Annotated in this window: 9 protein-coding genes; 1 reads left to right on the top strand and 8 read right to left on the bottom strand. The window is 68.5% G+C overall.

Features of this window, described 5'->3' with window-relative positions; translation table 11 throughout:
• On the bottom strand, positions 1–930 hold the full coding sequence (locus tag RZR99_RS01415; RefSeq protein WP_323117927.1) for an AraC family transcriptional regulator: 930 nt from the start codon (positions 928–930) through the stop codon (positions 1–3).
• A gap of 306 nt (positions 931–1,236) precedes the next feature.
• Between RZR99_RS01415 and RZR99_RS01410 the strand changes: the two genes are divergently transcribed.
• The gene (locus tag RZR99_RS01410) at positions 1,237–1,953 is read left to right on the top strand and encodes an autoinducer binding domain-containing protein (protein ID WP_323117926.1); all 717 of its coding nucleotides are present in this window, start codon (positions 1,237–1,239) and stop codon (positions 1,951–1,953) included.
• Between the two features lie 171 nt (positions 1,954–2,124).
• Here the strand turns inward: RZR99_RS01410 and leuA are convergent, their stop codons facing one another.
• The 7 genes from leuA to RZR99_RS01375 all read right to left on the bottom strand — a co-directional run bounded on the left by leuA (position 2,125) and on the right by RZR99_RS01375 (position 11,646).
• Positions 2,125–3,837 carry a 2-isopropylmalate synthase gene (leuA, locus tag RZR99_RS01405; protein WP_323117925.1) on the bottom strand — a complete coding sequence of 571 codons (1,713 nt, stop codon included), beginning with the start codon at positions 3,835–3,837 and terminating at the stop codon, positions 2,125–2,127.
• Positions 3,838–4,267: 430 nt separating this feature from the next.
• Positions 4,268–5,095 (bottom strand): M55 family metallopeptidase, encoded by an 828-nt coding sequence (locus tag RZR99_RS01400; protein WP_323117924.1) that lies wholly within the window; start codon positions 5,093–5,095, stop codon positions 4,268–4,270.
• Positions 5,095–6,186, bottom strand: a complete 1,092-nt coding sequence (locus RZR99_RS01395; RefSeq protein WP_323117923.1) for a DmpA family aminopeptidase — start codon at positions 6,184–6,186, stop codon at positions 5,095–5,097. Before RZR99_RS01395 ends, RZR99_RS01400 begins: the two co-directional genes overlap by 1 nt.
• Positions 6,186–7,082, bottom strand: a complete 897-nt coding sequence (gsiD, locus tag RZR99_RS01390; RefSeq protein WP_323117922.1) for a glutathione ABC transporter permease GsiD — start codon at positions 7,080–7,082, stop codon at positions 6,186–6,188. Before gsiD ends, RZR99_RS01395 begins: the two co-directional genes overlap by 1 nt.
• Before the next feature lie 7 nt (positions 7,083–7,089).
• Positions 7,090–8,010 (bottom strand): glutathione ABC transporter permease GsiC, encoded by a 921-nt coding sequence (gene gsiC, locus RZR99_RS01385; protein ID WP_323117921.1) that lies wholly within the window; start codon positions 8,008–8,010, stop codon positions 7,090–7,092.
• Between the two features lie 69 nt (positions 8,011–8,079).
• The gene (gene gsiB / locus RZR99_RS01380; protein WP_323117920.1) at positions 8,080–9,642 is read right to left on the bottom strand and encodes a glutathione ABC transporter substrate-binding protein GsiB; all 1,563 of its coding nucleotides are present in this window, start codon (positions 9,640–9,642) and stop codon (positions 8,080–8,082) included.
• Positions 9,643–9,756: 114 nt separating this feature from the next.
• On the bottom strand, positions 9,757–11,646 hold the full coding sequence (locus RZR99_RS01375) for a dipeptide ABC transporter ATP-binding protein (protein WP_323117919.1): 1,890 nt from the start codon (positions 11,644–11,646) through the stop codon (positions 9,757–9,759).
• Positions 11,647–11,678 lie beyond the last annotated feature (32 nt).

Here is an 11,678-nt window from a genome sequence, read left to right as displayed (position 1 = left end):
TCACCGCGCCGAGGCGGCGACCGCGAGGGACGTGGCCGCCGGAAGACCGGTCGCCGGGAGGCCGCCGGTCTTGGCGGTGGTCGCCGGGAGGCTGGCCGCCGATACCCCCTCCGCCGGAGCGCCCGCCGCCGCGAAGTACTGGCTGGGCGCCACGCCGAAGGTCCGCTTGAAGGTGGCGGCGTACGTGGTCGGGCTGCGATAGCCGACCTGGTGCGCCGCCTGCGTGACGGGCATGCCGCCCGCGAGCAGCACGAGCGACATCGACAGGCGCAGTTGCTGGCGCCAGGCGGCGACGCTCATGCCGGTCTCGGAGCGGAACAATCGCGCGAGATGGCGCGGGCTCAGCGCGACTTCGCGGGCGAGTTCGTCGAGCGGCAGTTCGCAGTGCGGTTCGCGTTGCAGCCGTTCGCACAGCTTGCGCAAGCGGCGGTCGACCGGCATCGGCAACGCCAGCGGCATCTGCGCCTGGACGCGCAGTTCGTCGGCGATCAACTGCGCAAGCGCGTCGCCGTCGTCGCAGCTATAGTCGAGCAGGTTCGTCACGCGGGCAGTCAGCTCGCGCAGCAACGGCGACACCGCCATCGCGCAGAGCGTCGACGGCATGCGCGCACACAGTGCCGGCCCGCAATAGAACGAGCACAGCTGTACGTCGTCCGGCAGGCGCATCGCATGGACAACGCGCGGCGGAATCCAGAGCGCGCGCAGCGGCGGCGCGATCCAGCGCTTGCCCTCGACGTCGAGCACGAGCACGCCGCGCGTCGTGAACAGCAGTTGGCCGTGCAGATGCGCGTGCGGCGCGTATTCGTGCGGAAGCTGGCACGCGACACGGGCGGCCGGTGGGCGCGGCGCCGGTGCCGGGCGGATACCGCCTGCCGAGAAAGCGCGGGCCGCGGCGGACGGCGGGGATGACACGTCGATAACGCTCTGCATGGGGACCTTCCTGATGTGAAATCGGGAAATCGGAAAATCGGGGCGCGACGACGACTGCGCGCGGGAAAGCGGCTACGGACGCCCGACGACGGGGGGCGGACGTTCCGCCACGCGCGCAGCGGGAATCCGGACGGAAGCAAGCGACAGAACCGGCATGGAGGCTCTCCAGCAACTCGAACGGTGGCAGGACATGAAACGATAAGCGTCATTAAACAGGCATCGCACCCGCATCAAAACTGTCCTTTAGAACAGGATGAGCGCCGGCCGCAAGACGGACCGGCGCCGTGGCCATACGAGGAAAAACAAATGAACCTGACGACACTGAACGAATGCTTCAACCATTTGCAACGCACACACACGGCGGATGCGGCATTCGCCCCGCTGGCCGCCGCCGCCGCGGGGCTCGGCTTCCGGTACTGCACGTACGGGCTGCGCCGCACGATGCCGCTCACGCGCCCCGACGTGCACTTCATCGGCAACCTGCCGGAGGAATGGCAGACCCGCTACACGCAGCTCGGCTATGCCGGCATCGATCCCATCCTGCGGCGCGCGGCGGACGATCCCCGGCCGATCGTCTGGAACGCGTTCGCCGAAACCGGCGACGCGATCTTCTGGCGCGACGCGGCCAGCTACGGGCTGCGCTACGGCTGGTCGCAGGCGGGCTACGACCGGTTCGGCAACCTGGGCATCCTGACGCTGGTGCGTGACACGACACCGCTCGACGAGGACGAAATCGACGCGCTGCGTGCGCCCTGCGCGAGCCTCGCGCAAGCCGCGCACGGCTACCTGATGCCGCGCTTCGCCGGCGCGCCGGCATCGGCGGGCGGCGGCGACCTGACGCTGCGCGAACGGGAGGTGCTGACCTGGACCGCGAACGGCAAGACCGCTTATGAAATCGGACGGATTTTCGGCATTGCGGAGCGCACCGTGAAGTTCCACCTGCAGAACGCGATGCTGAAGCTCAATGCGATGAACAAGACGCACGCCGCGACGAAGGCCGCGATGCTGGGTTTGTTGATGTAAATCAGAAAAGCGCCGCCGGACGGGCGCGTGGAGGAGAAACGCGATGACCGCGGCGGCCGTGACGGCGGCCAGGGTGGGCGGCCGCGGTCCGGCGCCATGCCGAACCGCGTGGCGCGGGGCATGCCGTTCTCCCCGCGCCCTGCTTCCCGCCTTACTTCCCTTTGACTGCGGTTACGCGACCGCGACGACCTCGACCGGGCCGGTCACGAAGAAGCCGCGCTGGGCGTCGGCGTCGGCACGCGCATAGGCACGGTTGACCCCGCTGATCACCGCGCGAATCGACGCGGTCGTCAGGTTCGCGTCGATGCCGACGCCGAACGCGCTGCCGCGCACCTGTGCGCCCGAAAGCTCGGCGATCGCGACCGCCTTCGCATCCGCGCCTTGCGACAGCGCGCGCTCCTCGTAGTGCTGGATCCGCAGCGGCGTGCGCAGCGCGTTCATCAGCGCGTCGAGCGGGCCGTTGCCTTCGCCGCGCAACACGCGCCGTTCGCCGTGCACATCGGCCGTCAGCGCGATGAACTCGCGCCCGTCGCGCTCGCTCAATTCGTGGCCGACGTAGCGCAGCGGCGTATCGCTCGCGACATATTCCTGCTGGAACAGCGTCCAGATCTGCGCGGCGCTGACTTCGTGGCCGCTTTCGTCGGTCAGGCGCTGCACGGCCGTGCTGAAATCGACCTGCAGGCGGCGCGGCAGCACCACGCCGTAGCCCTGTTCGAGCAGGTAGGTGATGCCGCCCTTGCCCGACTGGCTGTTGACGCGAATGATCGAATCGTAGGTGCGGCCGAGATCGCTCGGATCGATCGGCAGATAGGGCACTTCCCAGACCGTATCCGGCTGTTGTACCGCGAGGCCCTTCTTGATCGCATCCTGGTGCGAGCCGGAGAACGCGGTGAAAACGAGATCGCCGACATACGGATGGCGCGGATGCACCGGCAGCTGCGTGCACTCCTCGGCCGTGCGCGCGACATCGTTGATCCCCGAGAAGTCGAGGCCCGGATCGACGCCCTGCGTGTACAGGTTCAACGCGAGCGTGACGAGATCGACGTTGCCGGTGCGCTCGCCGTTGCCGAACAGGCAGCCCTCGATGCGGTCCGCGCCCGCCATCACGGCCAGCTCGGCCGCGGCCACCGCGGTGCCGCGGTCGTTGTGCGGATGGACCGACAGGATCAGCGAATCGCGGCGCGCCAGATGGCGGTGCATCCATTCGATCTGGTCCGCGTAGAAATTCGGCGTGCCGATTTCGACCGTGGCCGGCAGGTTCACGATCGCCTTGTGCTCGGGCGTCGGCTGCCAGACGTCGAACACCGCGTCGCAGACTTCCTTGGCGAAATCGAGTTCGGTCGCCGTAAACGTTTCCGGGCTGTACTGCAGCGTGAAGCGGGTGCCGGTCGCGGCATCGGCGAGCCGCTTGATCGTGCGCGCCGCCCGTACCGTCAGTTGCTTCACGCCGTCGCGGTCGAGACCGAACACGATGCGGCGGAATTCCGGCGCCGTCGCGTTGTAAAGGTGAACAATCGCGCGCGGTGCGCCGCGCAGCGATTCAAAGGTACGCTCGATCAGGTCGTCGCGCGCCTGCGTCAGCACCTCGATCGTCACGTCGTCGGGGATGTGGCCGCCCTCGATCAGCTCGCGAACGAAATTGAAATCGGTCTCGGACGCCGACGGAAACGCCACTTCGATCTCCTTGAAACCGATCGCGACGAGGGTCTTGAACATCCGCATCTTGCGCGCGGCGTCCATCGGCTCGAACAGCGCCTGGTTGCCGTCGCGCAGGTCGGTGCTCATCCAGATCGGCGCGCGCGCGATCGTGCGCGTCGGCCACTGGCGATCCGGCAGATTGATCGGCGTAAACGGTCGGTATTTGGTAGCGGGGTTCTTCAGCATGATCGGTCCTCGGTCGGATTCTGGGTTCGAAAAGACATCGCGGCAAACCGCCGGACAAAAGCGGCATCGGTCGCAACGACAAACAGGTGCAGCGGGTACGGCTGGGATACGGTTCTGGCGGAGAATCGGCCGGGACGGGACTGAAGGCGAACACGAGCACCGGTCGAAAACCGGGCCAGGTCAGTGATGCAGGGGAGGAAGGCGCTTTAGGATAGAAGCAGATTGGAAGCGCGCAGCCGCAGACCTAGCCCGAATAGCGGGGCTAGTAGTCGTAGCGATAGGGAGGTCCGGGCGGCGTACATAGACGCAATCAAAACACGGCTACGCATGGCTGTCAATATGTCCGCACGCGCGGCATCGCGCGCCGCCTCTGCGCACAGGAGGGTGAGCGGGAACCGCCCGCCCTCGGCACGCCCGTCCGCTATCGGGATCAACGCAGCATGAACGACATCGCTGACAGGCTGTTGAGCATCCGTACCGCATGCTCGACCGACGGGGCGGAGAAACGGAGCGTGACGGCATCCACGCGTTCGAGCGTCGGCCACTGGCAGAACAGGTCGGCCGCCGCGGTGCTTTGCGTGCGCAGCTCGCAGGTCGCGGCCGCCGGGCGGCGGGGTTCGCCCCGCTGTCCGGCCTCGCGCGCGCGCACGACGGTTTCCCGCGCGGCCAGGCTGATCGCCGCGCACGCGGCGGACGGCGTCATCGATGCGCCGCTCGCGAATCCCGCCGCCTGCTTCACGGTCACGAAGCGCGCCTCCGGGAAGAGCGGCCGCGTTTCGGCGGCGAATACGTCGTCGCCCGACAGCAGCGCGACGTGCGCGCCGTATTCCCGCGCCAGCGCGCCGTAGATCCCGGCCTCTCCAAGCTCCGTTCCGTTCAGCACGACGCGCGCGAACGCGAAGCTGTTGATCGTGTGCGCCAGCACGCCCTGCGTCTGCGACTTCGCGTGATAGCCGATCATGAAGACGAGATCGGGCGCCGCCTCGAGCCCCGCCATCATGCCGAGCGGACGTGGTTTGCCGAGCACCACGCGCGTGCGGCTGTCGAGGCCGTCCGGCAGCAGATTGCGAAAGCCGCCATGCGAATCGTTGACCCAGACCTCGCTCGCGCCGCCCGCGAACGCCCCTTCGACGGCCGCATTCGCCTCCGCCGTCATCCAGCGGCGGGCGCGTTCGTATTCGGGATTGCCGGCACGGGTCTGCTCGGTGTGGAAAACACCCGCGACGCCTTCGATGTCGGTCGAGATCAGGATTTTCATCAGGCCTCCGCGCGCGCCGCGCGCAATAATTGATCGAGATCGGGCGCGACGTCGCGCAACGCGCGCCGCGTGTGGCCGTCGCGCCCCGTGACGGCCACGGCCTGCCACAGCGCGTCGACGATCGCCTGCTCGACGCTTTCGGCCGCCGCGGCGAACAGCGGATCGAGCGTCGCGTCCGCGAGCAGCGCGGGCAGCGCGATGCGCTGCGCGTCGTGCGGCACCGTGTACGCGCTCGAAAATGCCAGCGCGAGGTCGCCGCTGCCGTGTCCGTAAACGGAGCCGGTGCGCGCCAGCCCCGCCGCCGCCCGCAGCGCGACCCGCTTCAGTTGGCGCGACGACAGCGGTGCATCGGTCGCCACCAGCATGATGATCGAACCCTGTTCGGGGCCGCCCGCCTGCGTATCGGGCGTCTGCTCCGCGCGGCGGCGCCGCTCCGCCAGCAGTCGGCCGAGCGGCACGCCAGCGAGCGTCAGCATCGGCAGCCGGCCGAAATTCGCGAGCACCAGCGCGCCGACCGTGCACGATAATCCCCCGGCCTGCACGACGCGCGACGCCGTGCCGATGCCGCCTTTCAGGTCGAACGCCGACATCCCCCGCCCCGCCCCGACCGCGCCGCGCGCAAACACGGGCTGCGCGGCGGCGAACGCCTGCGCGTAGTGCGCCGGCGTGACGGCGAGCGCCTGGATGTCGTTCAGGTAGCCGTCGTTGCACTCGAACACCAGCGGGTTCACGGTCGGCCACGCGCGGCCGATCTCCGGGTTCGCGGCGAACGCCGCGCGGATCTGCGCGTCGGCGAGCGCGCCGACGCCGAACGTGTTGGTCAGCGCGATCGGCGTCTCGAACACGCCCAGTTCATCGACCTGCACGAGCCCGATGCTCTTGCCGAAGCCGTTGATGACTGCCGCGGCGGCCGGCACCTTGTCGCGATACACGTCGCCCGGATGGGGCCGCACCACCGTCACGCCGGTCTGCAGGGCGCCCGCCTCGAGCGTCGCGTGTCCGACCGTCACGCCCGCGACGTCCGCGATGCTCGCGAGCGGTCCGGCGGGCAATGCGCCGACGCGCGGCGCGCCGTCCGAAGCGCCGCGCATCAGCGCCGCTCCAGCTTCGGATCGAGCGCGTCGCGCAGCCCGTCGCCGAGCAGATTGAACGCGAGCACGGTCAGGAAGATCGCGAGGCTCGGGAAGATCGCGATGTGCGGCGCCGTCACCATGTCGGCGCGCGCCTCGTTGAGCATCGCGCCCCACTCCGGGGTCGGCGGCTGCGCGCCGAGCCCGAGGAACGACAGGCTCGCCGCGGTGATGATCGAGGTGCCGATGCGCATCGTGAAGTACACGACCACCGACGACACCGTGCCCGGCAGGATGTGCCGCATGATGATGGTCCAGTCGGACGCGCCGATGCTGCGCGCGGCCTCGACATAGGTCAGGTGCTTGAGCATCAGCGTGTTGCCGCGCACGAGCCGCGCGAACGCCGGGATGCTGAAGATCGCGACCGCGCAGATCACGTTCACCATCCCGTTGCCGAGGATCGCGACCACGCCGATCGCGAGCAGGATGCCAGGAAACGCGAACAGCACGTCGGCGACGCGCATCGTGACGCGGTCCCACCAGCCTTCGTAGTAGCCGGCGAGCAGCCCGAAGAACGTGCCGATCACCGCGCCCAGCGCGACCGAGAAGAAGCCGGCGGCCAGCGAGATGCGGGTGCCCGCGACGATCCGGCTGAAGATGTCGCGGCCGAGCGAATCGACGCCGAACCAGTGCGCGGCCGACGGCGCCGCATTGAGCGCGTCGTAGTCGAAGAAATTCTCCGGGTCGTACGGGACCAGATGCGGCCCGACGATCGCGACGACGACGAGCAGCAGCACGAACACGCCCGCCGCGAGCGCGACGTGCTGCTTCCTGAATTTGCGCCAGAACTCGCTCCACGGCGTGCGGATCGCGCTCGCGGTGGCGTTGGCCTGCGTGGGTTGGACAGTCGCGGTCATGCGCGCCTCACTTGAAACGGATCGTCGGATTGATGACCGCGTACAGCACGTCGACGGTCAGGTTGATCAGGATGAATTCGAGCGAGAACAGCAGCACGATCGCCTGGATCACCGGGTAGTCGCGCATCGTGACAGCGTCGACGAGCAGCCGGCCGAGCCCCGGCCAGTTGAACACGGCCTCGACCACGATCGAGCCGCCGAGCAGGAAGCCGAACTGCAGCCCCATCATCGTGACGACCGGAATCATCGCGTTGCGCAGGCAGTGCCGGAGCACGACGACCGGCTCGCGCACGCCCTTCGCCCGCGCGGTGCGCACGAAATCCTCGTTCAGCACCTCGACGAACGACGCGCGCGTGAAGCGCGCCATCACCGCCGCGACGGCCGCGCCGAGCGTGAGCGACGGCAGCACGTAGCTGCGCCACGTGCCGTCCGGCACGACGGGCAGCCAGCCGAGCTTCACCGAGAAGATTTCCATCAGCACCATGCCGAGCGCGAACGCCGGGAACGAGATGCCGGACACCGCGAGCGTCATGCCGAGACGGTCCGGCCAGCGGTTGCGCCATACCGCCGACACGATGCCGATCGCCATGCCGAACAGCGTCGCCCACGCCATGCTGACGAGCGTCAGCAGCATGGTCGGCATGAAGCGCTCGCCGATCTCGGTCGTCACCGGCCGCTTGCTGCGGGTCGACAGCCCGAAGTCGCCCTGCGCGATGCGCGCGAAGAAATTCACGAACTGGGTGGGCAGCGGCTGGTCGAGGCCGAGATCGGCGCGCACCAGCGCGACCGTTGCATCGTCCGCTTCCGGCCCGGCCGCGAGGCGCGCGGGGTCGCCCGGCAGCAGATGCACGAACAGGAACACCAGCACCGCGACGATCAGCAGCGTCGGCAGCAGCCCGAACAGGCGTTTGACGAGAAAATTCAGCATAGGCTAAACCTGGTTCCGCGCGGACGGCCGTCCCCGGCCGCCCGCGCGCATCGACGGCGCGAGCCGTTGTTACTTGATCGAGATCTCGTCGAAATTGAACGAGCCGTCCGGCAGCACATACGCGCCCTGCAGGCGCTTGCTGCGCGCGTAGACGATCTTCTCCTGCACCAGCGAGATCCACGGCGCGTCGGCCCAGATGCGCTTCTGCGCATCGGTGTACAGCTCGGCCTTCTTCGCGCGGTCGGTGGTCTGCAGCGCCTGCGACAGATCGTTGTCGACCGCGTCGTTCTTGTAGTACGCGGTGTTCACGAGCTTCGGCGGGAACGACGCCGACGCGAGCAGCGGGCTGATCGCCCAGTCGGACTCGCCGGTCGACGCGGACCAGCCGATGTAGTACATCCGCACCGGCGCCTTCGCCGGCTCCGGCGCGCTCTCGACCTTCGCGACCCGCTCGCCCGCTTCCAGCGCCTGCACCTGCGCCTTCACGCCGACCTGCGCGAGCTGCTGCTGGACGAACTGGATCGCCTTCTGCGACGTGGAGTTGTTGTAGCCCGACCAGAGCGTCGTCTCGAAGCCGTTCGGATAGCCGGCCTCCTTCAGCAGCGCGCGCGCCTTCGCCGGGTCGTACGGCCACGGGCCGAGCTTCACCGCGTAGTCGACGCCCTGCGGGACGATGCCCGTCGACGCCGTCGCGTAACCGGCGAACGCGACCTTCGCGAGCGCGTCCTTGTTCACCGCGTAGTTCAGCGCCTCGCGCACCTTGGGATTGTCGAACGGCTTCTGCAGCACGTTGAGGCTGATGTAGCGCTGCACGATCGACGACCGCTCGATCACGTCGACCTTCGGGTTGGTCTTCAGGTCGCCGATCTGCTCGAACGGCAGGCGGAACGCGAAATCGGCCTCGCCCGTCTTCATCAGCGCGGCGCGCGTGTTGTTGTCGACCACCGGCTTCCAGTCGATCCCGTCGACCTTCGGATAGCCTTTCTTCCAGTAGCCCGCGAACTTCTTCACCTTCAGGTCGTCGGTCTGCTTCCACTCGGCCAGCACGAACGGGCCGGTGCCGACCGGATGCAGCGCGATGTCGCGGCCCCACTTCTTCAGCGCGGTCGGCGAGATCATCACGGCCGACGGGTGCGCGAGCACGTTGATGAACGCGGAGAACGGCTCCTTCAGCGTGACCTTCACCGTGTACGGATCGACGACTTCCGTCTTGTCGATCCGACGGAACATGTTGTAGCGCTTCAGCTTGTTGGCCGGATCCGTCACCCGGTCGAACACCGCCTTCACGGCCGCCGCGTTGAAATCGGTGCCGTCCTGGAATTTCACGCCCTGGCGCAGCTTGAAGGTGTAGACCTTCGCGTCCGGGCTCGCCTCGTAGCTCGTCGCGAGCACGTTGACGATCTTCATGTCCTTGTCGAAGCCGAACAGGCCCTGATAGAACGACTTCGACACCGCCTGCGACAGCGTGTCGTTCGAATCGTACGGATCGAGCGTCGTGAAGGTCGAGTCGACGGCCATCACCGCCGTTTGCTGCGCGTGGGCCGGCAGCGCGGACAGCAGGGCGAACGCGCCCGCGCCGGCGGCGAGCAGCGCGCGCAGGCGGAACGACGGAAACGAATACGGCGTGGTCATCTGAGAGGCTCCTTTGGATGGATCTGAATCGTGTTTGCTCGGAAAGTGCAACTTCGTCTTGTTGTTGTGAACAGCGCCCGCGTCGACGGGAATATCCGGGCGAAGCGGCGGCGCTCAGTACGCGCCGCCGATCCGGTGTTCGGCCACGTAGTGATCCGGCCCGACCGCGACGAGCGGCTCGACGCGCGGCTCGTCGCCGGCCGCGCGAATCGGGCTGGGGATCTCGTCGACGGCCAGCAGGCGCGGCGCGTGGCGGCGCGCGGGATCGGCCACCGGCACCGCGCTCATCAGCTTCTTCGTGTACGGATGGCGCGGGGCCTCGAACACGGCGCGGCGCGGGCCGATCTCGACGATCTGGCCGAGGTACATCACCGCGACCCGGTGGCTGATCCGCTCGACCACCGCCATGTCGTGCGAGATGAACAGATAGGCGACGCCCAGTTCGCGCTGCAGGTCGAGCATCAGGTTGACGATCTGCGCCTGCACCGACACGTCGAGCGCCGACACCGACTCGTCGGCGATCACGACCTTCGGGTTCAGCGCGAGCGCCCGCGCGATCGCGATCCGCTGGCGCTGTCCGCCGGAGAATTCGTGCGGATAGCGGCGCGCGGCGTCGGCGGGCAGCCCGACCTTGTCGAGCAGCCAGTCGACCCGCTCCTGCGCCGCCTTGCCGCTCGCCGCGCCGTGCACCAGCAGCGGCTCCATGATCGAGAAGCCCACCGTCAGCCGGGGGTTCAGCGACGCGAACGGATCCTGGAAGATGAACTGGATATTGCGACGCAGCGCCTGCAGATCCGCGCCCTTCAACGCGCTGATCTCGCGGCCGTCGAATTCGATCGAGCCGCTCTGACTGTCGACGAGCCGCAGCAGCGAGCGCCCGGTCGTCGACTTGCCGCAGCCCGACTCCCCGACGAGCGCGAGCGTCTCGCCCGCGCGCAGCTCGAAGCTCACGCGCTCGACCGCATGCACGTATTGCGACACGCGGCCGAACGCGCCGCTTTTCACCGGAAAGCGCGTGACCAGATCGCGCACCCGCAGGATCGGCGGCGCGGCCCGATCGACGGCCGGCTGGGCGGCGGGCGCGCCGGGTGCGGCGGCCGGATCGGCCGCATCGACCTTCAGCAGCGCGAACTTCGCGGGCAGTTCGGTGCCCTGCATCGAGCCGAGGCGCGGTACCGCGGCCAGCAGCGCTTTCGTGTAGCTGTGCGCGGGCGCGGCGAACAGCGCGTCGGACGCGCCCTCCTCGACCTTTTCGCCGCGATACATCACGAGCACGCGGTCCGCGACTTCGGCGACCACGCCCATGTCGTGCGTGATGAAGATCACGCCCATGTTCATTTCGTCCTGCAACCCGCGAATCAGCTGCAGGATCTGCGCCTGGATCGTCACGTCGAGCGCGGTGGTCGGCTCGTCGGCGATCAGCAGCGCCGGCCGGCACGACAGCGCCATCGCGATCATCACGCGCTGGCGCATCCCGCCCGACAGCTGATGCGGATAGCGGTCGAACACGCGGCGCGCCTCCGGGATGCGAACGAGGTCGAGCAGGCGCAGGGTCTCCGCGCGCGCGTCGGCCGCGCGCTTGTTCTGGTGCAGCGCGATCGCCTCGCTGATCTGGTCGCCGACCGTGAACACGGGGTTCAGCGACGTCATCGGCTCCTGGAAGATCATCGCGATGTCCGCGCCGCGCACGGTGCGCATCGTGGCCGACGACGCCTTCGCGAGATCCAGCAGCGCGCCGCCGCGCCGGCGGAACGTCATCGTGCCGCTGGCGAGCGCGCCGCCGCCGTGTTCGACGAGGCGCATCAGCGCGAGCGATGTCACCGATTTGCCCGAGCCCGACTCGCCGACGATCGCGAGCGTCTCGCCGCGATCGACGTGGAACGACAGATGGCGCACCGCGTCGAACGTGCCGCCGTCGCGGCGGAACCGGACGGACAGGTCGTCGACCGCGACGACGCGCGCGTCGGGCAGGCTCAGGTCGGTGGCGGATCTGTTTGCATTCATCGAGGTCTCCTGTTCGGCGGCGCCGCCCGTCG

This window comes from Burkholderia alba, from assembly GCF_034721475.1.
GTDB classification, from domain to species: Bacteria; Pseudomonadota; Gammaproteobacteria; order Burkholderiales; family Burkholderiaceae; genus Burkholderia; species Burkholderia alba.
Note: the sequence above shows the minus strand (reverse complement) of the source record. Positions and strands in the feature narration are given on the sequence as shown.